A 23,264-nucleotide genomic window follows, 5' to 3' on the forward strand; every position below is an offset into this window, starting at 1 on the left:
TTTCTTGTGACAAACGGAAAACCGTGCGCCATATCATCAATCACTAAGACAAATTATCAACCACTAAGGCAAATCAAACACTAAGGTAGTGCTAGCAACACTGCCATCGTTGGTTAAGGTAATATGCTGACTTGCATCGACAGCGTTAATTACATCGACAGCATTAGTTAAACCGTTCTCTAACTTGGCACCATCACCTGCTTTCAGTGTCACAGCCTCCATTTTTATCTCCCCTTTCACCTGCTGAAGATACACTCTTCGCCCTTCTATAAGGTCAAGTTGCATGCTTTGCTTTGGTAATAACATCAACTGTCGCAAAGTCATGTCTTGCTTAATTTGCAAACTGTCATTGCGCCCATCCGGTGTCACCAACGTCGTCCAACCAGTATCATTTGGAAACGGGCGCTGTTGGTAACTCGGCGCTTGGTCTAGCACATTGGGTTCAATCCAAATTTGCAAAAACTTCAGATTAGAATCACTAGACGCATTGTATTCACTGTGTTCAATGCCGCTACCTGCCGACATCAATTGAACCTCACCTGCCACGAGATTTTGTTGATTATCTTGGCTATCTTGATGAACCATTTCACCTTCTAATACATAGCTGATGATCTCCATATTACGATGACCATGGCGCGCAAAACCTGCGCTCGGTGCTACCTGATCGTCGTTGATCACTCGTAATGCGGAATACCCCATATGCTCGGGATCGTAGTAGTCACCAAACGAAAAACTGTGCTTGCTGTTCAGCCACCCCAAATCCACTTGGCCGCGTTCATTTCTATGCCGAATACTTATCATCTCCGCCTCCTTATGCTTCAGTAAAGACAAAAACTAATGTGAACCTTCATCAAGCATAGTGATATGTCAGCACTGAAAAAATCCATTCACGCTAACCATCTCCATCAAGATTTTTGAACAAGTGACTATGACAATAAAAGCCTACCCCATTGGCAATCTTCTCAGTAAGGTTTGACTTTTATGGGGTGAAGTGAAATAACCCTATATCCAACCTCTGACTCACGCAGAGGCAACTTTAATATCAGCAAGGAAAGACGATGAAAACCATAGTGTGCCTCGACGGCTATACACTCAATCCGGGTGATAACCCATGGCGAGCGATTGAAAAGCTGGGCGACTTTCACTGCTATGAACGCTCCACGAGCGGCATTGAACAAGTGATTGAGCGCGCCCATCCAGCCAATATCCTGCTCACCAACAAAACCTGCCTAGACCGACAGGTGATTGATGCTTGCCCTCAGCTAGAGTGCATTGTGGTTCTTGCGACAGGCTACAATGTGGTGGATGTCAAATACGCCAAACAAAAAGGCATTGTGGTCATGAACGTGCCATCTTATGGCAACGATACGGTGGCGGAGATGGTTTTTGCGCTGCTGTTCCAACTGGCAAGAAACGTCGGAAGAAACTGCGATGATGTGAGAAAAAATTTAGGTTGGAGCCAAAATAAAGATTGGAGTTACTGGCTGTCACCACAAATGGAACTCGCCGGAAAAACCATTGGCCTTGTCGGGTTTGGTAACATCGGGCAACGCGTCGGCGCTATCGCCCAAGCCTTTAATATGAAGGTACTTGCTCACGACAGAACGCCGAAGACGTATCCTAGTTACCCGCATCAGCACGTTGATATTGATACGATATTTCGCGATTCTGATATAGTTTCTTTACACTGCCCCGCACAGCCTGAAACAGAAAATATGATCAACGCTGAACGACTGAAACAAATGAAACCAAGCGCGTTATTGATCAACACTGCTCGCGGCCAGTTAATTGATGAACAAGCCTTAGCCGACGCACTGAATCAGAATCAAATTTTTGGGGCCGCCTTAGATACTTTATGGCAAGAGCCGCCATTGCAAAGTAACCCTTTGCTGACCGCGAAACGCTGTGTGATTACGCCACATATCGCATGGGCGACCTTAGATGCCCGCCAACGAATTATGGATATCGTCGCAAAAAACGTGGCCTCTTTTCTTGCTGGCCAACCGCAAAATATAGTGTGATTAAACAAGACGTTCTCGTGGAAATCAGCTCGTCAACGGGTCATTTTTTTTACAAAAACCACCACGAACAACGCCATAGTAAAACTACCTAGAAAGGCTTCAAATGCCGCGATAAACCTCGCGGCTCCCACCGGCGAAATATCGCCATAGCCGAGCGTTGTAAAGGTCACCACACTAAAATACAAGGCATTAAGAAACTCAAACAAATAGAATCTCCAGCCTTTTTCCCCTTCATATAGCGGGTGCTCAGAGGTCGTATCTAGGAAAAAGTACGCTATCGCACACGCAGTGATCAAGCCCAACGAGAAAGCCACCACGCGCGCTGGTGATTCACCATAACCACAGAATGCATCGACGAGCTTAGAAATAGTCCGAGCGAAACTGAACCTCGGCATTTGATAGCGGCGAAAGCGCATTTCCTTTTTAAAGAATATCCCTGCGGTTTCAAATAACCCTTGAGTTTCGCATTGCTTACGTACGTTACGACATACTTCTTCCGCCTCTTGATACAAGGAAATACTTTCAGCTCTTCGTCCTTGCGAGTGTGCTTTTTTAGCTTCGCTTTCTTGTTTTAATTCAGGTCCCCAATCTATATTTTCCAATCTTGCTCGCGATAAATCTGCGCCGAGTAAATTGCAGTCATTTAACCGCGCACAGTGCAAGTTAGCGCAATTGAGTTTGGCTTTCATCAAAGACGAACCGCGAAGATCCAAGCCAAAAAAGTGTGCCTCCGTCAAGTCAGCCCGGTAAAAATCCGCATCGCGGCATTTGTAGCCTGCTTTCCCCCCCCGATTGACTAAGTTCAAGTCGGTCAAATCCGCTTTGGCTAATTGGAAGCCATCGAGTGGCCTGCCTGACGCAGCCCAAGCTTCCATCTTATGTTTTAATTTCTCATCACTTTTATCTGCTTTAGGATCATGCCAATAACACAACCCTGATTCTCCACAAGGCTCTTCACAACTCCAACCGTCGGGATTTGTATAGCCGCAACGTCCTTCTGACTTCATACACACGCCCCCAAAATCACTCTTAAGTGTAGGTGGCAGCATATAAAGTGTCAGATCGAAAACGTCTTTCTGAGCGATAACTTCTTGGTCCTTATTATAACCAAACGAGGCAACTCCAGAGGAATATCCCATGAGAGCAACTCTAACCCCAGATGAATGACTATCGTTTAAGTTCAACAACCTGTTAACCGCCAAATACCGGCCAATTCTCAGAACTCTTATCTCAGTCAAGGTAATTCGCAAACAGCGCCTAGATTGCCAAGTGAAATGCGAGTTGAATCATAATAATACTGCGCAACACAAACTGAATTACACATACATTTAACATCTAGTCATCAAATGTGTAATGTGAAAGTCCATCTAATAAGACGTACAACTCATCATTCGATATAGGAATACATCTATGCAGTCAGTGGTTGACTTTCTAAACGGAATTATTTGGAGCCCTGCACTTATCTATTTGTGTTTAGGGGCCGGACTTTTCTATTCATTTCGCACCCGTTTCGTACAAGTACGACAATTTTTTGAAATGTGGCGTTTACTCTTTTCTGGTAAATCTTCAACAAAAGGTATCTCATCATTCCAAGCACTGGCTGTCTCGCTATCTGGCCGTGTAGGAACAGGTAATATTGCAGGCGTAGCCGCTGCCATCGGCTTTGGCGGCCCAGGGGCGGTCTTCTGGATGTGGACGGTGGCTTTTTTAGGCGCTTCTACCGCATATGCCGAATCCACACTTGGTCAGTTATACAAAGAAGAAGACGGGGATGAATATCGCGGCGGTCCTGCTTACTACATTGAGAAAGCAATGGGGCAAAAATGGTATGCGTGGATTTTTGCTATCGCAACCATTATTGCGACCGGTATTTTACTGCCTGGTGTGCAATCAAACAGCATTGGTAATGCCGTAGAGGCCGCATTTGGTTCGGGTCCACTCATCGCAACATCACTAGGCACCATCAGTCTAGCGAAGATTCTAACGGGCACCGTGATTTCTATTCTGCTTGCGTTCATCATTTTTGGCGGCGTAAAGCGGATCGCAAACTTTACCCAAATCGTGGTGCCGTTCATGGCGCTTGCTTATATTGTGACGGCCGTGATTATCATTATCCTAAATATTCACCAAGTCCCACACGTCTTCTCAATGATCCTAGGTGACGCATTCAGCCCAATGGCGGGGGTCGGGGCGGCCATTGGCTGGGGGGTCAAACGTGGCGTTTACTCCAACGAAGCTGGTCAAGGTACTGGGCCTCACGCTGCAGCGGCTGCCAATGTAGACCACCCAGCTCAGCAAGGCCTTGTTCAAGCCTTCTCAGTGTACATTGATACGTTGCTCGTATGTTCAGCGACTGCATTTATGATTTTGATCACAGGAACATTTAATGTGCATGGCGCAGCAGAAGGCAGTTACTTGATTCAAAATATTCCCGCCAATATCAGTGCTAATGGCCCAGTCTTTACTCAAATGGCTGTCGACAGCACAATGCCTGGGATTGGTAAGCCTTTCATTGCTTGCGCCCTGTTCTTCTTCGCCTTTACTACAATTCTCGCCTACTACTACATCGCAGAAACAAACGTCGCCTACATCCGACGTACAGTGAAGGTGAAAGGATTAATGTCGGTGCTTAAGTTTGTTTTGGTCGCGGCAACCTTCTACGGCACAATCAAAACCGCCAGCCTTGCGTGGGCACTGGGTGATATCGGGGTCGGCGTTATGGCTTGGCTCAATATTGTCGGTATCTTAATTATTTGCTTCCTTGCTAAGCCAACCCTCAAGACCCTCAAAGATTACGAGGCGCAACAAAAACAAGGGGTGAAAAACTACACCTTTAACCCAATTGCACTCGGTATCAAAGGCGCTGACTATTGGGAAAATAAATACAAACAACAGATGAAGCAATCCGGAAGTGAAGGCACAGCCTCTCACGATTTGGAAACTGGTGAAGTGTATAAGTAACGGGTAAGCAGAATTACGGCCAGCTTAGGTCGCCTTCTATATTTAGGTCGCATTCTGTATCTCGCCGAAAAAGCAGTGATATAAAAAAAGGTTGGCAATGCCAACCTTTTCAATTTTGGTGCCCTACCAAGTAGGTCGCTTAGGCAGTTAAGCCGCTGCGCGTTGTGCCGATTTTAGTGCACATTTTTCGCCCACAGGTAACACTGTGCGGCCGTATTCATTGTTCAGTACTTGAGCGACTGCGAAGTAGATTGCACTTAGACCACAGAAGATACCTTCGTAACCTGCAAGAAGGCCGATTTGTGCGTTGCCTGTAAATTCGTGGATAGACAATAGTGCGAACAAGATAGTCAGTGAAGCAAATACTACTTGCTTAGCCACGGGGTAGCGCAATGAACCTATAAACATGAAGCCTGTGAAAATGCCCCATAGTGCTAGGAACCAACCCATGCCTGCTGCCGTTGGGCCCGTCAGTCCCATGTTAGGCATCACAATCAAACCCACTAGGCTCAACCAAAATAAACCGTAAGAAGTAAATGCAGTTGTACCAAACGTATCACCACGCTTGTAACACATGATCCCAGCGATAACCTGCCCGATGCCACCGTAAAAAATACCCATCGCTAACACGATAGATGTAAGCGGCATTAAGCCAGCGTTACACAAGTTGAGTAAAACGGTTGTCATACCAAATCCCAAAAGACCAAGAGGGGCTGGGTTCGCTAGTTTTGTCGACATTGCACTTACCTTAAAAGAATTTCAAAAATGAGCGCAGATTTTAATCGACCTATTGATAAAACTAAAATTGCGTTTGCAGAAAATAAGATTTCATTTTTAATCCGTAACTTTATCGATATAAAGGGAGGAAACTTGATTCAAGACAAGGTAAAAAACAACAAAGCCAGCATAATGCTGGCTTTGATTTATTAATATGGATCAGCGATCTAGAGAGTTATTCCCACTCAATCGTTGCCGGTGGCTTACCTGAAATATCGTAAACAACGCGAGAAATTCCGTCTACCTCGTTGATGATTCGGTTAGACACCTTACCTAAGAAGTCGTATGGCAAGTGAGCCCAATGCGCCGTCATGAAATCGATCGTTTCTACAGCACGTAGTGAAACAACCCAATCGTATTTACGGCCATCGCCCATCACACCAACAGAGCGAACTGGCAAGAATACTGTAAATGCTTGTGATACTTTGTTGTACAAGTCAGCAGCATGCAACTCTTCGATGAAGATAGCATCTGCGCGACGAAGTAAGTCACAATATTCTTTCTTGATTTCACCTAGTACACGAACACCTAAACCTGGACCCGGGAATGGGTGACGGTAAAGCATGTTGTATGGTAGGCCAAGCTCTAGACCAATCTTGCGAACTTCATCTTTAAACAATTCACGTAGTGGTTCAACTAGACCCATTTCCATGTCATCAGGAAGGCCGCCCACGTTGTGGTGCGATTTGATCACGTGTGCTTTACCCGTTTTCGACGCCGCTGATTCGATCACGTCTGGGTAAATCGTACCTTGCGCCAACCACTTAGCATTTTCCAGCTTCTTCGATTCTTCATCAAACACGTCAATGAACACATGGCCAATTGTCTTACGTTTCACTTCAGGATCAGATTGACCCTCTAGCGCTTTCAAGAAGCGATCTTCCGCTTTAACGTGAACAATTTTCAGGCCAAATTTATCACCAAACATGTCCATAACTTGATCGGCTTCGTTCAAACGCAATAGACCATTATCAACGAACACACAGGTCAATTTATCGCCAATTGCGCGATGGACCAGCATAGCCACAACAGATGAATCCACACCGCCAGATAGGCCAAGAATCACTTCATCGTCACCCACTTGCTCTTTAATGCGAGCAATCGCGTCTTCAATGATTGATTCAGAAGTCCATAGACGCTCACAGCCACAAGCACCCAATACGAAGTTTTCAAGCAACTTCAGACCTTGTTTGGTGTGCGTAACTTCTGGGTGGAACTGTACGCCGTAATATTTTTTGTCTTCGTTAGACATTGCCGCGTATGGGCAGGTATCCGTTTGGCCAATGCGTTTGAAATCTGATGGAATTTCAACGACTTTGTCGCCGTGACTCATCCAAACATCAAGCAATGAATTGCCATTTTCGTCGAGGGCGTCTTGAATGCCTTCAAACAGTTGAGATTCACCAGACACTTGAACTTGCGCATAACCAAATTCACGCTCATCTGAGCCTGATACTTTGCCGCCCAGCTGTTCAGCCATTGTTTGCATGCCGTAACAAACACCTAGTACGGGTACACCAGAGTCAAAGACATATTGAGGTGCGCGTGGCGAGTTGTTTTCCGTCACGCTTTCTGGGCCACCAGAAAGGATGATGCCGTCAGGGTTAAATTCGCGAATGTCCGCTTCTTCTACATCCCAGCTCCATAGCTCACAGTACACGCCGATTTCACGGACGCGACGAGCAACAAGTTGAGTGTATTGAGAACCGAAATCAAGAATTAGAATACGTTGGTCATGAATATTTTTAGTCATTGGGGCAATCTTATAAATAACGTTATCACAACGGGAGGCAAGCTCGTCACCTCCCATTTAAATAATAAGTGATCATCAGATGATCACTTATATGGGCGTAAGAGAATTACAATTACTGACCTAAACGGTAGTTAGGTGCTTCTTTAGTAATTTGCACGTCGTGAACGTGTGACTCTTTCATGCCAGCGCCAGAGATACGAACAAACTCTGCTTTAGTTCGCATGTCTTCAATTGTTGCGGAACCTGTTAGGCCCATGCTTGAGCGTAGACCGCCCATTTGCTGGTGCACGATCTCTTTTAGGCGACCTTTATAAGCGATACGGCCTTCGATACCTTCAGGAACAAGCTTGTCTGCGGCGTTATCTGACTGGAAGTAACGGTCAGATGAACCTTGAGACATCGCGCCTAATGAACCCATGCCACGATACGCTTTATAAGAACGACCTTGATATAGGATAACTTCGCCCGGTGCTTCTTCCGTTCCGGCGAACATAGAACCGACCATAACACAAGATGCGCCCGCTACGATTGCTTTACAAATATCGCCAGAGAAACGGATACCGCCATCTGCAATAACAGGAACGCCGTATTCATTCGCAACTTCTGCTGCGTCTGAGATTGCTGTAATTTGAGGAACACCAACGCCAGTTACGATACGTGTCGTACAGATAGAACCTGGGCCGATGCCTACTTTCACTGCGCTTACGCCCGCTTCAATCAGTGCTTTCGCGCCAGCTGCTGTTGCAACGTTACCACCAACAATTTCTAGGTTTGGATGTGCTGCGCGAGTTTCGCGGATACGCTTTAGTACGCCTTCAGAATGGCCGTGTGAAGAATCAATCAGCAAGACGTCGACACCCGCTTCAACTAATGCGGCTACGCGTTCTTCATTCCCTTCACCTGCACCTACCGCTGCGCCTACGCGTAGACGACCTTGGTCATCTTTACATGCATTTGGCTTACGCTCGGCTTTATGGAAGTCTTTTGCAGTGATCATACCGGTTAGTTTAAACTCATTGTTCACTACCAATACTTTTTCAACGCGAGATTTGTGCATTTCTTCTTGCACGTCTTCAGGAGAAGCGCCTTCTTTCACTGTCGCAAGTCGATCTTTCGGTGTCATCACTGATTCAACCGTTTTGGATAGATCAGTAACAAAACGTACATCGCGTCCCGTAATGATACCAACCAATTCTTTGCTTTCAGTTACAACAGGGAAGCCTGCAAAACCGTGCTGATCCGTTAGAGCTCTCACGTCAGAAATCGTTGCATCAGGGCGAACCGTTACTGGATGAGTAACCACACCTGCTTCGAAGATTTTAACAAGACGAACTTGCTCGGCTTGCTGCTCGATAGACATGTTCTTATGAATAAACCCAATACCGCCTTCCTGGGCTAGTGCGATAGCGAGGCGAGCCTCAGTTACCGTATCCATAGACGCTGATAACATCGGAATATTTAACGTGATGTTTTTAGTAAGCCGAGTACGCAGTTCAGCTGTATTTGGGAGAACGGTGGAGTGTGCTGGTACGAGGAGAACGTCGTCGAACGTCAGCGCTTCTTTGGCAATTCTTAGCATTTGCAATATCTCACAATTAGGATAGTAGAATGAACAAACCCAAACTTTATAACGGCGCTACAAAGTGATTTGGATCAGATATTGCGGAGGGATTATACGCCCAGCGCAAACGTTTGACTAGATTTTTTTTGAAATTTATTTGCATTTTTAGCCTTGATATGTATTATATTGCCGCTATCTTGCATACCCACGTCTGCGTGAGATTCGCTGTGATATCCCAATCCAATCAAAATATCTATACTGTGTCTCGCTTAAACTCTGAAGTCCGCTTATTGCTCGAAAATGAGATGGGCATCGTCTGGCTATTGGGCGAAATATCCAACTTCTCCGCTCCTGTTTCTGGCCATTGGTACTTGACGCTGAAAGACTCTCGCGCCCAAGTAAAATGCGCCATGTTCCGCGGTAATAATCGTCATGTGCGATTTAAACCTCAGAATGGTAATCAGGTATTAGTCAAAGCGCGCCTTTCTCTCTACGAGCCTAGAGGCGATTACCAACTGATTATTGACAGCATGCAGCCGGAAGGAGATGGCTTACTGCAGCAGCAGTTTGACGAACTCAAAATGCGGTTAGCCGGTGAAGGGTTATTTTCGCAAGCCAACAAATCTCCACTGCCCGAGCACCCACGTACTGTTGGTGTGATCACATCAAAAACCGGTGCAGCGCTGCACGACATTCTCGATGTGTTACGACGTCGCTCCCCTAACCTAAACGTGATCATTTACCCAAGCATGGTGCAAGGTGACAGTGCAGCAATCCAAATTGCGCAAGCAATTGGCCACGCCAACGCGCGACAAGAGTGTGATGTGTTGATCGTCGGCCGAGGTGGTGGCTCACTGGAAGATCTATGGTGTTTCAATAATGAAATAGTAGCGCGAACAATTGCCGCTAGCCAAATTCCCATAGTGAGTGCGGTAGGGCATGAAGTCGATGTCACCATAGCCGACTTTGTCGCGGACGTTCGCGCGCCGACGCCATCCGCAGCCGCTGAATTAGTCAGCCAAGATTCTGGTCATCAACAACAGACGCTAACCGCTCGCATTCAGCGATTGAAGGATAGCCACCGCCAGCATTTAATTCTGCAAAAGCAGAAGTTGCTAGAGCTTCATCATCGGTTAGATAAACTGCACCCAAACACCCAATTGAGATTGCAGTCCCAGCAACTCGATGAACTCGACATGCGCTTGCAACGCGCCATACACAGCTATTTGTCTAATACCCAGCAGCGATTGCAAAAGCAATCTTACCAACTGCAATTGCACTCCCCTGCAACCTCCCTAGCGAACCAAAAAGCTCAGCTCGATAAGTATTATCAGCAGCTGACAGATAGCATGGACAAGCGCCTCCTTAAACAAGGCCATCAGCTCGCACTTGCCGCCGAGACGCTAGAAGCCGTCAGTCCCTTGGCAACGCTCAAGCGCGGCTACTCAATCACGCAAACTCAAACGGGTAAAGTGATTACCAGCTCGAAACAGATCCAGTCTGGCGACACCCTGATCAGCCAATTGAGTGACGGCCAAGTTCACTCGATCGTCAAGTAACCTGACTAAGCGCTCGCCTGCTGCGAGCGCTTTTTTTGTCACTAAATCCCCACATTAATCTCCCCAAACAACCTATCGCTCCTTATGGGGATCTTGTCGGATCTTTTAGCTTATTTGGTTTGATCAGCGATCAGGCCTAAAAAGAACATTTATATAACCACATCCCGAAAGCATAAGTTACATATCCTGTATATGGATTTTTAAAAGGACTAAATATTGCAATAATGGTCTATATATATGATTGACAGATAATAATAAAAGTTAAACCAAATCAGACCGAAGATTGAGACAAAGTGTGCATTTCAATATGCTGTTCATCTAGCTGGTTGATATGTGCCGTAATCTGATGGAACTCAGTCAACGATCTTACATGCGTTCCACCGCAAGGCATTTCGGCGATTTTCGATTCACCAAGATCGCAGCGCCAATAACGAGAGTCGGTCAGCGCTGATCCTGCACATTGCATCGTGACAGGTGATCCCAGCGATAGCCAACTCAATAATTCATCGTTCACCGCCCGTTCAATCGTTGTCAAATTCTCAATCATCGCCGCACTATTAAGACCACGTTTTCTTAACGTTTTACCTAAGCGGTAGGTATCTTTACACGTATCAGGGGTGACAAAACTGCTCACCTGAGCGTAGCTATTAAAATCATAGTACCCATGTGAGTCTTTTCTGTCTGCGTCCTTACGCCAATAATCATCATTGAGCACTTTGTTCAGAGCAAAACTCGCGAGGTGCCCCGCCGAATGTCCTCGGCTCAGCGCTTGTTGATAGTTTTGATCGACTTGTAAGGTAATCATACTGACATCAGAAATAGTCTCTAGGCTCTTAGTCTTCTCTGCACCTTTAGCTATGCAATGCACGACAACAAATACCCACCCTTGCGTATCACGCTTAACGGGGATCTGCTCACCAATATGTAAAGTAGTGCTGCTGAGATCAATCGCACCCATCACACAATCTTGTACTTCAATCTGAGTGCCATCCGCTAAAATAATCACACCTTTATCGGCAGGATGATCTGGCCAGATATGGCTAACGGGATGAAACGGAGTCTCTTCTGTTACTAAGTAAAACGCGTCCTTTCCATTTACGGTTAGCTGTACTTTAGTCTCCAGTGTGTAAATTTGATCACAGAAGGTGACAACCGTTGGGCTGATTTGCATGACTCTGGCTCTCTATATTCAAGACAAAAAAATACCCAAACATAACTGTTTGGGTATCAAAATACGATTATTTACTACTTATTATGTACTACTTGCGACGATGTTTCATCATGCCCATCAAGCGTTTACGTTTACGCTCTTCTGAAAGGGTCATCTTATTCGTTTTCCCTTCAAATGGGTTATCGCTGCTTTGGAATTGAATTCGAATAGGTGTACCCATAATTTCCAGCGATTTACGATAATAGTTCATCAAGTAACGCTTGTAAGAGTCAGGCAGTTCATTGACCAAGTTACCATGAATCACCACGATTGGCGGGTTATATCCACCAGCGTGTGCGTATTTCAGTTTCACACGACGGCTACGTACCATAGGTGGTTGGTGGTCGTCTGTTGCCATCTTCATAATACGAGTCAGTACTGAAGTACCAACACGTGTAGTCGCAGACTTATACGCTTCCTGTACCGACTCGAACAAGTGACCAACGCCAGTGCCGTGCAATGCAGAAATAAAGTGAATACGAGCAAAATCAACGAAACCTAAACGGCGATCCAGCTCTTTTTTAACGTGCGCTTTCACGTCAGTATCCAAGCCATCCCATTTGTTAACCGCAATCACGATCGAGCGGCCAGCATTGAGAGCAAAACCAAGTAAGCTAAGATCTTGATCGGAAATATTTTCACGAGCATCGATGACCAAAAGTACTACGTTGGCATCTTCAATCGCTTTTAGCGTCTTAACTACAGAGAATTTTTCAACGGTTTCATTGATACGCTTTCTACGGCGAACACCTGCTGTATCAATCAAGACATATTCACGCTCATCACGCTGCATCGGGATGTAGATAGAGTCACGTGTCGTGCCCGGCATATCATAAACCACCACACGCTCTTCACCGAGAATACGGTTAGTCAGCGTTGATTTACCAACGTTTGGTCGGCCAATGATCGCCAGTTTAATCGGCTGATCTTGCAGGCGAGTAAATTCTTGTTCGGCTTCTTCTTCAGTGTAATCGAGCTTTTCTTCCTCAGTATCTTCAAACTCAGTTAGATCAGCAACCTCACCCTTACTTTGCTCTAGTAGCTCTTCTGCTAATGGGTTTAATGCGAGGTCGATTAACGCACTCACGCCACGGCCATGAGATGCGGCAATTTGATACATGTTCTCCATGCCAAGTTGCCAAAACTCAGAGCTAGCAGCATCAGCATCAATACCATCAACCTTGTTAACCACTAACATGGCGGTTTTCTCAGTCTTACGTAAATGCTGAGCAATCGCTTCATCGGAAACAGTCAGGCCAGCTCGGCCATCAACCATAAACAGCACAACGTCGGCTTCTTCAATCGCAGCTAGCGACTGTTCGGCCATTTTAGTCTCTACGCCTTCTTCAGTGCCATCGATACCGCCGGTATCAATCACGATGAATTCGTGCTCGCCCAACTTAGCTCGGCCGTACTTACGATCACGCGTTAAGCCGGGAAAATCCGCAACCAATGCATCTCGCGTACGAGTTAAGCGGTTAAATAGCGTAGACTTACCCACATTTGGGCGCCCCACTAACGCAACAACAGGAACCATAGAAACCTCAAAAAATATTATTTCGATGTGGCTATAGGTAACAGCAAGCTTCAAACGCCTTTGTTACCTATAACCACATTATTACATTGCACTCAATAAAACGGCTCCTAACTGTCACCAGCAAGGAGCCGAATGTGAATTATATCACGATATTAATTTGGAAGCGTTAATTTCTTAATATCGCCGTCGCGACTAATCACGACATAGCCGTCAGGCAAAGCAACAGGCGGAACTGTGATACCACTGCTATTCACTTCTTGCTCTGCGACAAAATCACCGCTTGAACGATCCAACCAATATAAATAGCCTTCACCGTCACCCACGACAAGGTAATTACCTATCACAACAGGCGCTGTCACCAATCGATGCTGAAGCTGATCGTTGCTCCACAAGCGAGTACCACTTCGAGCATCAACTGCCACAACGTGATCTTGATCCGTCACTAAGAAAATACGGCTACCGTCTGTAGCAAGATCGTTGGCTGAAGAATATTTTCTCTTCCATGCCGCTTTTCCAGAGCTTAAATCTATCGCCGTCAAGTTACCGTGTATCCCAACGGTGTAGAGCATGTTACCCAAGATCAATGGCGATGCATCCACGTCAACTAAACGATCAATTTCAGTGGCTCCTTGTGGGCTACCGATAGGGATTTGCCAAGCAAGCTGACCTTGTGCAATCAATGCTGCGGCAAGTCGTCCATTGGCTGTACCCCAAAATACTGCGCCAGATTCCGCCACTGGTGCGCTATCGCCACGCATCGTCAGAGTTGGAACGTCAGTGCTCACCGACCATTTCTCTTTCCCTGTCGTTTGATTAAGCGCTATCAACATACCTCTACTGGTATGGACAAAGACCAAGTTACTGTCTGTTGCCACGGGAGTCAAAACTTCGCCATCCACGTCAGCACGCCACTCGACTTTACCCGTTTCAGCGTTCAGCGCCGTCACAAAGCCATTTTCACTGCCGATGTAAACTTTACCGTAGGCGGCACTGATACCTCCTGCGAGACGAGCCGTCGAATCTTTCTCTAAGTCTGTGCTCCAAACCGTATCACCATTGCTTGGATCAAGCGCTTTCACTTCCCCCTCTCGGCTGGCAACAAACAATTTGTTGTATGCGTAGGTCGGTGTCAGTTTCGAATAAAACTGCCCAACCCCTGAGCCGACAGAGGTGCTCCAATCTTTTTCTGGGGTAAATTGGTTCTCCACCTTAGGCACAGGCGACATAACGATAGCATCATCACTGGCACAACCAGAAAGGCCAGCAATCGCAATCGCCAGCATCAAGGCTTTATTCAATGTTCTCATCGACTAGCGCCCTTGCTTGGCTAAATCATCCAGTTTCATCTTCAGCGCTTGACTAGTATCACCAGATTGCTGAGCTTCAACATAAGACTTGTATGCAAGATCGAGTTTGCCTTGACGTAAGAAAATATCACCTTTCAATTCAGATACACGACCAGCCCAAGCGGCACTTTTCAGCCCCGAAAGGCTAGTCAGAGCGACACCGAAATGGCCTTGCTCTTCTTGAATTTTAGCTATGCGGTAAGTAGAAATCGCTTTCAGCGCTTCATCTTTCGTTGCTTTTTGTGCAATTTCCAATTGACCTAGTGCTTTCTCTAAATCACCAGCTTCAGCTTGTACTTTTGCCAATTGCAGTGCCGCAAGCACTGAATATTCGCTAGAAGCGTTGTTTTTGATGAAAGTTTCAACTTGGCTCTCAGCTTTAGAGTTCTTGGAGCTAAGCGAGGTCATCACCTCAGTGTAGCGAGCGGAAACCGATTCTTTCGATGCACTTTCAGACTTTTGGTAGTAGTGCCAGCCTACAAGGCCACCGATTGCAATCACAGCACCAACCACAATAGCGACACCATATTGGCGTAACCATGCTTTGATCGCTTCTACTTGTTCATCTTCGCTATTATAGAGTTCCACTTCCTGTCCTCTTTAAATCTGGGTTAATCGACTAAGCCAGCAGACGAATATCATGCTGGCTTAGTCTCTGTGTATATACCGAGGTTAAATCTGTTTGAGTCGTCGATAAACTTAGAGAAGCTTAGACAGTTTGGCGACAATATCGTCCTGAGAGTATGTCTCTTGCTCACCGCCAACCAAGTCTTTCAATACGACCGTGTTGTCAGCGACTTCGTTCTCGCCTAAAACTAAAGCGGCTATTGCGCCCACTTTATCAGCACGTTTAAATTGCTTTTTAAAATTCCCGCCGCCCAAGTGCTTCATCACTCGAATGCCTGGTATTTGATCACGCAACTGTTCAGCCAATTTCATGCCAGCCATTGTGGTGCCTTCGCCTGCTGTGACAATGTATACGTCAACACCGCGACGAACATTAGCTAGGTCCAATGCCTCTAACAACAACACCAAGCGCTCAATACCAAGGCCAAAACCAAAGCCTGAAGTCGCTTTACCGCCTAACTGTTCAACAAGCCCATCATAACGGCCACCAGCACAAACGGTTCCTTGAGCACCTAAGCTATCTGTTATCCACTCAAATACTGTACGGTTGTAGTAATCAAGACCACGAACCAAACGCTCATTTAACGTGTATTCGATACCAGCGGCATCAAGAAGTTCACATACTTGTGAAAAATGTTGCTTTGATTCTTCATTAAGATATTCAGACAATCGTGGTGCATCAGATAAAATAGCCTGAACTTCTGGGTTTTTGCTATCCAATACGCGAAGAGGATTAGTGTGCATACGGCGTTTGCAATCGTCGTCGAGTACATCTATATGTTGCTCTAAGAACGCCACCAACGCGGTGCGATACTCTTTACGCTCCTCTGAAGAACCAATGGAATTAAGCTCAAGGCGTACATGCTTATCCACGCCTAAATCTCGCCAAACTTTAGCACTTAGCAGAATAACTTCTGCATCGGTATCTGGCGTCGCAAGACCAAAGACTTCAACCCCAAACTGATGGAACTGGCGGTAACGCCCTTTTTGCGGTCTTTCATGGCGGAACATAGGCCCCATGTACCACAATCTTTGTTCTTGGTTGTACAACAAACCATTTTCAATACCCGCGCGAACACAGCTCGCCGTCCCTTCAGGACGAAGAGTTAGGCTATCTCCATTACGATCGTCAAAGGTATACATCTCTTTTTCAACCACATCAGTCACTTCGCCTATCGCTCGGCTAAACAAATGAGTCATTTCAACGATAGGAGTACGAATTTCGTCGTAGCCATATGACGCGACGACTTCTCTGAGTGTGCTTTCTACTTTCTGCCACAGTGGTGACTGAGTCGGGAGGCAGTCGTTCATGCCTCGAATTGCTTGAATAGTTTTCGCCACAATAGGTACCGTAAATTAGGTTGAGATTATTCTGAATCGATGGAGTTGATACTGATGCGCTTGCTTTCGTCGAGCATCGACGCTTTCGCACGGATCTTAGCTTCCAGCTGGTCAACGATATTATCGTTATCAAAGCGCTCTTTTTGACGTTTTCCATCTTCGTAGAAAGCACTTTTCTTATTACTGCCAGCCAAGCCAAGATGCGAAACTTCCGCTTCACCAGGTCCATTCACAACACAGCCAATAATAGAGACATCCATTGGTGTCACCACATCTTCAAGGCGTTCTTCTAGCGCATTCACCGTCCCAATCACATCAAACTCTTGACGTGAACAGGTTGGGCAAGCAATAAAGTTGATCCCACGGGAACGAATTCTTAACGACTTTAAGATATCAAAACCAACTTTGATCTCTTCAATAGGGTTTGCCGCTAGGGAAATACGTAGCGTATCGCCAATGCCTTCTGCCAAGAGCATACCCAAACCAACCGATGACTTCACCGCCCCGGCGCGAGCACCGCCTGCTTCCGTAATACCAAGGTGCAAAGGCTGATCGATTTTATTGGCTAATAGACGATAGGAGTCCACCGCTAAAAATACATCCGATGCTTTCACGCTCACTTTGAACTGATCAAAGTTAAGACGATCGAGAATATCGACATGACGCATCGCGGATTCAACCAAAGCTGCTGGTGTCGGCTCGCCATATTTCATCTGGATATCTTTTTCCAGAGAACCACCATTAACCCCAATTCGGATTGGAATGTTGTTATCTCGCGCACAGTCCACCACGGAGCGGATGCGGGCTTCATTACCAATGTTGCCTGGGTTAATTCGCAAGCAGTCTACGCCATATTCGGCGACTTTGAGCGCGATGCGATAATCGAAATGAATATCGGCAACCAAGGGAATGGAGACTTGTTGCTTGATCTGCCTGAACGCTTCTGCCGCGTCCATCGTCGGCACGGAAACCCGAACGATATCCGCGCCTACACTTTCTAGAGCTTTGATCTGAGCAACCGTCGCCGCCACATCCGTGGTGCGCGTATTGGTCATAGATTGGACAGCAATTGGTGCGCCGTCACCAATGGGTACATTACCCACATAAATTCTTGTCGACGGGCGACGTTTAATCGGAGATTCGTGTTGCATAATAGTTTCTAGGGTAAGGAAAATCTTGCTACTTTACCCGCAGTATACCGAGAAAGGTCGACAGGTTCACTCGCAAATGTCATTGAAACATTTTCAGGTGCGCCAAGAATCACATTAAATGGGGCTTGGCCCTCCAATTTCAGACTCTGGCCGCCTTTTTTAATTCCGGAGATCAACACCTTGCCAGTATCATCGCGTACTTGCAGCCAGCAATCAGCTTTAAAGACCATATCGATCGTTTTATTGGTGTTGTCTGGGCTTTGTGCACTAGGAGAAGTCGTTTCTGCCACATCTGTGACCGGAGAAGAACTCGCTTCAGTGGTGAGCTCAACCGCAGCTTTCGTTGAAGACGTGTCCGATGTTGCCGCTTTAGGTGCCGATTTTTCATCAGATGAACTTACTTCGCCCTGAGGCTGTGAGCTCAGTTGACCAGACTCTAGCGTAGTAAAGTTGGTTTTGTCTGCAGGCGCCGATTGGTTTGGAGCTTCAAGTGATGGTTTAGCCACTTCCTCAGTCCCTTTATGCAACGGGGACAGCGTATCTCTCTGCTGGTTCTGCCACCACCAAATAGACGATATACCGACAATGACCAACAAAATGACCCAAGTGATATTCATAATTCGGTTGTCATGCTTGTCACGTTTTGTTTTGCGTGAAAAGCTCGTCATATTTTGGGTCTGTGGTTTGCCAGTACCTTGGTCATCTAGCGCACCTAATACGACGGACTCTTCCAGCCCAACGACTTTGGCATAAGAACGTAAATAACCTCGAGTAAAAGTGGCTACTTGGCCCGTGGCAAAATTATTTTCTTCAATATCTCGAATCAGCGATAATTTTAAACGCAAACGGTCGGCCACTTGCTTTTGCGAAAGCCCAAGCTCCTCGCGCTTATTTTTTAGCACTGTGCCCGGTAATATCTTTTCTTCTTCTACAATCTCTTCAACTAATATGTTTTGTTTGGTACTCATGAGAGGTGTACATCTCTTATTTGGTCCGTGATTCACGCGTTATTTGTGATTTCTCGTTGACTCGTCGCTTACAAAACCAATCACGGACAGATAAACATTGAGGAAAACAGTCCTCGCCTACATTCTGGCGGTCTCGGGCTCACTTTAACCATATTACCCCCGAAACACTTCACAACAATTAATTAGCAATTCTAATAGATAATAGCCGTTAAACAACAGAATGACGAAATAGAAGTCACCTACTGCTTAAGGTTTTTCCTAAATTTTACAATTCAGGATGATCAGAGGAATCAAAAGGCTACTATAAGTTAAGTGACAAAATAGCCAATATACTGGTCATAGCAGGCTATTTCTAGCACCTGTTAATCTTTCGCAACGATTCGACTGCCACTCTTATCAATCTCGTCAAATACAATAAAGCCGAGTTATACCTACTAGTATAAGCTCGGCTCTATAAGCTCTTTAATCTAACCGCCAATAATTCACGTGTGCAGCTAGACAAGTATTCGGCTAGATGGCCTTAACAGGTATATCCCCTGCGGCTTGCAATTTTTGCTTGGTCCGCTTGGTTCGATCAATAACATCACCCACCAACTGACCACATGCTGCATCAATATCATCACCACGAGTTTTACGGACTGTGACGGTGTAATCGTATTGCATCAACGTTTTCATAAAGCGATCAATACGAGAGTTGCTTGGCTTTTTATACGGTGACCCCGGATATGGGTTAAATGGAATCAAGTTAATCTTACACGGAGTATCTTTCATCAATTCTGCTAACTCGCGAGCGTGATCCATATCATCATTGACATGATCCAGCAGAATATACTCAACCGTTACTTTGCCACGGTTAGCATTTGATGACGCAATATAGCGTCGAACCGAGGCCAAAAAGTCTTCGATATCCCAGCGATCGTTGATTGGCATAATCTGGCTACGCAATTCATCGTTCGGTGCGTGCAAAGAAATCGCCAAAGCTACATCAATGTTGTCTGTCATCTGATCTAGACCAGAAACTACGCCAGAAGTCGACACGGTTACACGTCGCTTAGACAAACCGAATGCTAAATCATCCAACATCAAACGAAGGGATGGCAGCAAGTTTTTCATATTCAGCAGCGGCTCACCCATCCCCATCATCACCACGTTAGTGATAGGACGGCGACCCGTTTCTTTTTCTAAACCAATTTCGCGTGCCGCACGCCATAACTGGCCAATAATCTCAGACACTTTCAGGTTACGATTAAACCCTTGCGTTCCGGTTGAGCAAAACTTACATTCGAGAGCACAACCAACTTGCGACGAAATACACAAGGTCGCGCGGTCGCCGTCTGGAATATACACAGTTTCCACATCTTGGTCGCCAACACGCATGGCCCACTTAATGGTGCCGTCAGACGAATGCTGGGCAGTGGAAACCACTGGCGCTTTTATTTCACAATTTGTCTGTAATTTCTCGCGCAACTTCTTATTTAAGTTGTTCATTTTATCGAAGTCATCACAACCAAAATGGTAAATCCACTTCATTACTTGATCTGCGCGAAATGCTTTCTCCGCGAGCTCATCTGCAAAATACTTGCGTAAGCCTTCACGATCAAAATCGAGTAGATTGATTTTTGTGTTGGTCATGCTGCCTCTCAATGACAAATGGGAAGTTAAGGGCGCGAATTGTACAGTGTTTATTGGGTGTCAACAAGCCTTGTAACCCTTTGTGATGCCTAAGAGGTTAATATGGAAAAGATTAAAAAATAGCCAATCTTACTTGCTAACAATTAGATATAAAAAAACCTTGGTAGTAACCCAAGGTTTTTTGTAATTACGATTCGCAATTAACGCGAATAGACTTCAGCCGGTGGGAAAAAGAACTCGATCTCTCTTTGCGCCGACTCAACACTATCGGAACCATGTACCGAGTTATAACGCATGCTAACGGCATAGTCTGCGCGCAGCGTGCCACACGCCGCTTCTTCTGGGTTGGTTTTACCCATCAGTTCACGGTAACGAGCAATTGCGTTTTCACCTTCAAGAACTTGCACCATACAAGGACCTGATGTCATGAACTCTTTGAGTGGCGCGAAGAACTCTTTGCCTTCATGCTCAGCGTAAAATGCGCTCGCCTGCTCTTCGTTCAAGTGAACCATTTTCGCAGCAACAATCACTAGCCCTGCTTTTTCCATGCGACGGTAAATTTCACCAATCAAGTTACGCTCAACGGCGTCCGGCTTGATGATGGAAAATGTTCTTTCTAAAGCCATGTTTGACCCTTTCTCTCTGTATACTTATTGATGAAGCAGCGAATAAGCTGCTTACACATTACTCTGCGTTTTCTAGCAATACGCGTGCGAGTGTACGCACACCGTGGCCAGTTGCGCCTGCCGACCACTTATCGTTCGGCGTTTTACGGTAAGTCGCAGCACAATCGAAATGCAACCAACCTTTTTTGTAGTCGTCGACAAAATAAGACAGGAACGCAGCAGCTGTGCTGGCACCTGGTACATAATCACCATTACTGATGTTAGACAAGTCAGCGAAGTTTGACGGCAGCATGTTACGGTGAAAATCAGCTAACGGCAGTGGCCATAGCCCTTCGTTTTCTTGCTTAGCCGCTTCTAGCGCTGAGCGAGAAAGTTCATCGTCGAAGCTCATTAACGCATGATAATCATTACCTAGTGCATTTTTCGCCGCGCCCGTTAAGGTTGCGCAGTCGATGATTAGCTCTGGATTATGTTCGCATGCGTAAAGCAGACCATCAGCCAACACTAAGCGACCTTCCGCATCAGTGTTCATGATCTCTACTGTTTTACCATTCTTATAGGTAATGATGTCACCAAGCTTAAGTGCGCGACCTGAAATCATGTTTTCTGCACAGCATAGAATCAATTTAACGCGTTTGTTCAAACCACGTGAAATAGCTAAACCAAGGCCCGCAGTAATCGTACCAGCACCACCCATGTCGGCTTTCATTGAGTTCATAAAGCCTGATGCTTTAATGCTGTAACCACCTGAATCAAAGGTGATGCCCTTACCGACTAGGCAAGCGTAAACGGGTGCATTTTCGTCGCCAGTTGGGTTGAAGTCCAATTGCAGCATTGCAGAGGTACGTTCTGAACCGCGACCAACTGCGTAGATACCTTCCCAACCTTCGGTAAGAAGATCTTTGTCTTTCACTACTTTGGCTTTCACTGTACCGCTTGGCGCGACAGAACGAATAAATTCAGCAGCCATTGTTGCCAATTGACGAGGCGCGACTTCTTCCGCAGTCTTATTGATAATATCACGCGCCCAATCGGTCGACGTGATGCGAGCTTCTAGCTCTTCTTGTGCTTCAGCTTCTAAAGCGACCCACTCAAGGCAGTTCTTTTTCTTTGAATCACGATAGCCTTGCTGAAACGCCCAAATGCTTTCCAGATCCCAACCTTCACCGGATAAAAAGACTGATTTGATACCTTGAGAGTCTAATTTACGCGCTGCGCGTTGCACTGTTAGGTAATCGGTTTCGTTAGCAAGGTGAACAGTCGCTCCATCTTCATTGAAAGACAAAATCGCTTTGTCTCCCCATTGAGGTTGCGCACTGTCTTGACTAATAAATACGGACATTTGTTGAGACATTTTCTCTCCTTGCCTTGATAAAATTTTGACTTGCTCACGTTACTCGTTTCAAAAAGAAAAACAAGGGTAAATCCTAGAGTAGTGAGGTGAAACAGGCGCTAACAGTTAAATACATTCTCAAGGGCGTATTCTCAACGTTTAAAACATAAATTGGCCGAAAAGATACCTGGCTAACAAACATAAAAAAGCGAGCTAAGTAGCTCGCTTTACAATATCAGTCATCAAAGTAATGCAGACTGGCTGTCAGTTCGTTACTGCTGTCAGTCCATTTCATCCATCCAGCACAAGATAACCGCTTCTAAGATTTTTTCGTTGCAATGCTTAGGATCGTCATCAAAGCCGTCTAAATCTAAGATCCAATCGCGAAGGTCCATAAAACGGACCTGCTTAGGATCAACCTCTGGGTATAGTTCGCATAATTCAATCGCAATATCTCTAGAATCTACCCACTGCATCATTCATCTCCTTTGACAGCAAAAATCTTAGTGATCTTCAGACGCATGGTTGAGCGTATATTTAGGGATCTCGACAACCAAATCTTCATCACGGATGATCGCTTGGCAACCTAAACGCGACTCTGGTTCTAACCCCCACGCCTTATCCAACATATCATCTTCGAGTTCATCGCTTTCTTCAAGCGAATCAAACCCTTCTCGAACAACAATGTGACATGTGGTGCATGCACATGATTTTTCACACGCATGCTCGATTCCAATCCCATTTTTTAGGGCAACATCCAGCACAGTATCACCTGTTTTGGCTTCTAACACTGCACCTTCTGGGCAAAGTTCGTCATGCGGTAATACGATAATCTTAGGCATAATTTTTTAATCTCTAACT

Annotated in this window: 21 protein-coding genes; 4 read left to right on the top strand and 17 right to left on the bottom strand. The window is 45.8% G+C overall.

The window, feature by feature from the left end; all coding sequences use genetic code 11:
• Positions 1-63 precede the first annotated feature (63 nt).
• Positions 64-801 (bottom strand): pirin family protein, encoded by a 738-nt coding sequence (locus tag L4C34_RS08075; RefSeq protein ID WP_428788828.1) that lies wholly within the window; start codon positions 799-801, stop codon positions 64-66.
• 257 nt (positions 802-1,058) lie between these two features.
• On the opposite strand from L4C34_RS08075, the gene L4C34_RS08080 reads away from it, so the two are divergent.
• A complete protein-coding gene (locus tag L4C34_RS08080; RefSeq protein WP_428788829.1) occupies positions 1,059-2,021 on the top strand; it encodes a D-2-hydroxyacid dehydrogenase in 963 nt (320 codons plus the stop codon).
• A 32-nt stretch (positions 2,022-2,053) separates the two neighbouring features.
• On the opposite strand, the gene L4C34_RS08085 is transcribed toward L4C34_RS08080, so the two are convergent.
• Complete coding sequence (locus tag L4C34_RS08085; RefSeq protein WP_428788830.1) at positions 2,054-3,028, bottom strand: ion channel; 975 nt, start codon at positions 3,026-3,028, stop codon at positions 2,054-2,056.
• 403 nt (positions 3,029-3,431) lie between these two features.
• Here L4C34_RS08085 and L4C34_RS08090 point away from each other — a divergent pair, with 403 nt between their 5' ends.
• Positions 3,432-4,982 (top strand): alanine/glycine:cation symporter family protein, encoded by a 1,551-nt coding sequence (locus tag L4C34_RS08090; RefSeq protein ID WP_428788831.1) that lies wholly within the window; start codon positions 3,432-3,434, stop codon positions 4,980-4,982.
• 147 nt (positions 4,983-5,129) lie between these two features.
• Here L4C34_RS08090 and L4C34_RS08095 read toward each other — a convergent pair whose 3' ends face one another.
• A complete protein-coding gene (locus L4C34_RS08095; protein WP_428788832.1) occupies positions 5,130-5,720 on the bottom strand; it encodes an acetate uptake transporter in 591 nt (196 codons plus the stop codon).
• 27 nt (positions 5,721-5,747) lie between these two features.
• Here L4C34_RS08095 and L4C34_RS08100 point away from each other — a divergent pair, with 27 nt between their 5' ends.
• Positions 5,748-5,912 (top strand): hypothetical protein, encoded by a 165-nt coding sequence (locus L4C34_RS08100; protein WP_428788833.1) that lies wholly within the window; start codon positions 5,748-5,750, stop codon positions 5,910-5,912.
• Positions 5,913-5,934: 22 nt separating this feature from the next.
• Here the strand turns inward: L4C34_RS08100 and guaA are convergent, their stop codons facing one another.
• On the bottom strand, positions 5,935-7,512 hold the full coding sequence (gene guaA / locus L4C34_RS08105; protein WP_428788834.1) for a glutamine-hydrolyzing GMP synthase: 1,578 nt from the start codon (positions 7,510-7,512) through the stop codon (positions 5,935-5,937).
• Between the two features lie 112 nt (positions 7,513-7,624).
• Positions 7,625-9,091: an IMP dehydrogenase gene (gene guaB / locus L4C34_RS08110; protein WP_428788835.1), complete on the bottom strand. Its 1,467-nt coding sequence runs from the start codon at positions 9,089-9,091 to the stop codon at positions 7,625-7,627.
• Between the two features lie 209 nt (positions 9,092-9,300).
• On the opposite strand from guaB, the gene xseA reads away from it, so the two are divergent.
• Positions 9,301-10,632, top strand: a complete 1,332-nt coding sequence (gene xseA, locus L4C34_RS08115) for an exodeoxyribonuclease VII large subunit (protein WP_428788836.1) — start codon at positions 9,301-9,303, stop codon at positions 10,630-10,632.
• A 271-nt stretch (positions 10,633-10,903) separates the two neighbouring features.
• Here the strand turns inward: xseA and L4C34_RS08120 are convergent, their stop codons facing one another.
• The 12 genes from L4C34_RS08120 to fdx all read right to left on the bottom strand — a co-directional run bounded on the left by L4C34_RS08120 (position 10,904) and on the right by fdx (position 23,245).
• Positions 10,904-11,803, bottom strand: a complete 900-nt coding sequence (locus L4C34_RS08120) for an alanyl-tRNA editing protein (RefSeq protein ID WP_428788837.1) — start codon at positions 11,801-11,803, stop codon at positions 10,904-10,906.
• Between the two features lie 88 nt (positions 11,804-11,891).
• On the bottom strand, positions 11,892-13,379 hold the full coding sequence (der, locus tag L4C34_RS08125; RefSeq protein WP_428788838.1) for a ribosome biogenesis GTPase Der: 1,488 nt from the start codon (positions 13,377-13,379) through the stop codon (positions 11,892-11,894).
• A 152-nt stretch (positions 13,380-13,531) separates the two neighbouring features.
• Entirely contained in the window at positions 13,532-14,686 is a 1,155-nt protein-coding gene (bamB, locus tag L4C34_RS08130) for an outer membrane protein assembly factor BamB (protein ID WP_428788839.1), read from the bottom strand.
• 3 nt (positions 14,687-14,689) lie between these two features.
• Positions 14,690-15,313, bottom strand: coding sequence for a YfgM family protein (locus tag L4C34_RS08135; RefSeq protein ID WP_428788840.1), 624 nt, complete (start codon positions 15,311-15,313; stop codon positions 14,690-14,692).
• 111 nt (positions 15,314-15,424) lie between these two features.
• Entirely contained in the window at positions 15,425-16,693 is a 1,269-nt protein-coding gene (gene hisS / locus L4C34_RS08140; RefSeq protein WP_428788841.1) for a histidine--tRNA ligase, read from the bottom strand.
• A 26-nt stretch (positions 16,694-16,719) separates the two neighbouring features.
• A complete protein-coding gene (gene ispG, locus L4C34_RS08145) occupies positions 16,720-17,844 on the bottom strand; it encodes a flavodoxin-dependent (E)-4-hydroxy-3-methylbut-2-enyl-diphosphate synthase (RefSeq protein WP_428788842.1) in 1,125 nt (374 codons plus the stop codon).
• An 8-nt stretch (positions 17,845-17,852) separates the two neighbouring features.
• Entirely contained in the window at positions 17,853-18,812 is a 960-nt protein-coding gene (rodZ, locus tag L4C34_RS08150; RefSeq protein WP_428788843.1) for a cytoskeleton protein RodZ, read from the bottom strand.
• A gap of 510 nt (positions 18,813-19,322) precedes the next feature.
• Positions 19,323-20,444 (bottom strand): dual-specificity RNA methyltransferase RlmN, encoded by a 1,122-nt coding sequence (gene rlmN, locus L4C34_RS08155; RefSeq protein ID WP_428788844.1) that lies wholly within the window; start codon positions 20,442-20,444, stop codon positions 19,323-19,325.
• 200 nt (positions 20,445-20,644) lie between these two features.
• Positions 20,645-21,070, bottom strand: a complete 426-nt coding sequence (gene ndk, locus L4C34_RS08160; protein ID WP_428788845.1) for a nucleoside-diphosphate kinase — start codon at positions 21,068-21,070, stop codon at positions 20,645-20,647.
• Between the two features lie 58 nt (positions 21,071-21,128).
• Positions 21,129-22,424, bottom strand: a complete 1,296-nt coding sequence (gene pepB / locus L4C34_RS08165) for an aminopeptidase PepB (protein WP_428788846.1) — start codon at positions 22,422-22,424, stop codon at positions 21,129-21,131.
• A 260-nt stretch (positions 22,425-22,684) separates the two neighbouring features.
• Positions 22,685-22,879 carry a Fe-S cluster assembly protein IscX gene (iscX, locus tag L4C34_RS08170; RefSeq protein WP_428788964.1) on the bottom strand — a complete coding sequence of 65 codons (195 nt, stop codon included), beginning with the start codon at positions 22,877-22,879 and terminating at the stop codon, positions 22,685-22,687.
• A 27-nt stretch (positions 22,880-22,906) separates the two neighbouring features.
• Complete coding sequence (gene fdx / locus L4C34_RS08175; protein ID WP_428788847.1) at positions 22,907-23,245, bottom strand: ISC system 2Fe-2S type ferredoxin; 339 nt, start codon at positions 23,243-23,245, stop codon at positions 22,907-22,909.
• Positions 23,246-23,264: the final 19 nt, after the last annotated feature.

This window comes from Vibrio profundum, assembly GCF_050337555.1.
Taxonomy (GTDB): domain Bacteria; phylum Pseudomonadota; class Gammaproteobacteria; order Enterobacterales; family Vibrionaceae; genus Vibrio; species Vibrio profundum.

Coding starts and splice junctions, on each gene's coding strand:
- L4C34_RS08075 (WP_428788828.1), bottom strand. CDS start 801: ATGATAAGTATTCGGCATAGAAATGAACGCGGCCAAGTGGATTTGGGG.
- L4C34_RS08080 (WP_428788829.1), top strand. CDS start 1,059: ATGAAAACCATAGTGTGCCTCGACGGCTATACACTCAATCCGGGTGAT.
- L4C34_RS08085 (WP_428788830.1), bottom strand. CDS start 3,028: ATGAAGTCAGAAGGACGTTGCGGCTATACAAATCCCGACGGTTGGAGT.
- L4C34_RS08090 (WP_428788831.1), top strand. CDS start 3,432: ATGCAGTCAGTGGTTGACTTTCTAAACGGAATTATTTGGAGCCCTGCA.
- L4C34_RS08095 (WP_428788832.1), bottom strand. CDS start 5,720: ATGTCGACAAAACTAGCGAACCCAGCCCCTCTTGGTCTTTTGGGATTT.
- L4C34_RS08100 (WP_428788833.1), top strand. CDS start 5,748: ATGAGCGCAGATTTTAATCGACCTATTGATAAAACTAAAATTGCGTTT.
- guaA (WP_428788834.1), bottom strand. CDS start 7,512: ATGACTAAAAATATTCATGACCAACGTATTCTAATTCTTGATTTCGGT.
- guaB (WP_428788835.1), bottom strand. CDS start 9,091: ATGCTAAGAATTGCCAAAGAAGCGCTGACGTTCGACGACGTTCTCCTC.
- L4C34_RS08120 (WP_428788837.1), bottom strand. CDS start 11,803: ATGCAAATCAGCCCAACGGTTGTCACCTTCTGTGATCAAATTTACACA.
- der (WP_428788838.1), bottom strand. CDS start 13,379: ATGGTTCCTGTTGTTGCGTTAGTGGGGCGCCCAAATGTGGGTAAGTCT.
- bamB (WP_428788839.1), bottom strand. CDS start 14,686: ATGAGAACATTGAATAAAGCCTTGATGCTGGCGATTGCGATTGCTGGC.
- ispG (WP_428788842.1), bottom strand. CDS start 17,844: ATGCAACACGAATCTCCGATTAAACGTCGCCCGTCGACAAGAATTTAT.
- rodZ (WP_428788843.1), bottom strand. CDS start 18,812: ATGAGTACCAAACAAAACATATTAGTTGAAGAGATTGTAGAAGAAGAA.
- rlmN (WP_428788844.1), bottom strand. CDS start 20,444: ATGACCAACACAAAAATCAATCTACTCGATTTTGATCGTGAAGGCTTA.
- ndk (WP_428788845.1), bottom strand. CDS start 21,070: ATGGCTTTAGAAAGAACATTTTCCATCATCAAGCCGGACGCCGTTGAG.
- pepB (WP_428788846.1), bottom strand. CDS start 22,424: ATGTCTCAACAAATGTCCGTATTTATTAGTCAAGACAGTGCGCAACCT.
- iscX (WP_428788964.1), bottom strand. CDS start 22,879: ATGCAGTGGGTAGATTCTAGAGATATTGCGATTGAATTATGCGAACTA.
- fdx (WP_428788847.1), bottom strand. CDS start 23,245: ATGCCTAAGATTATCGTATTACCGCATGACGAACTTTGCCCAGAAGGT.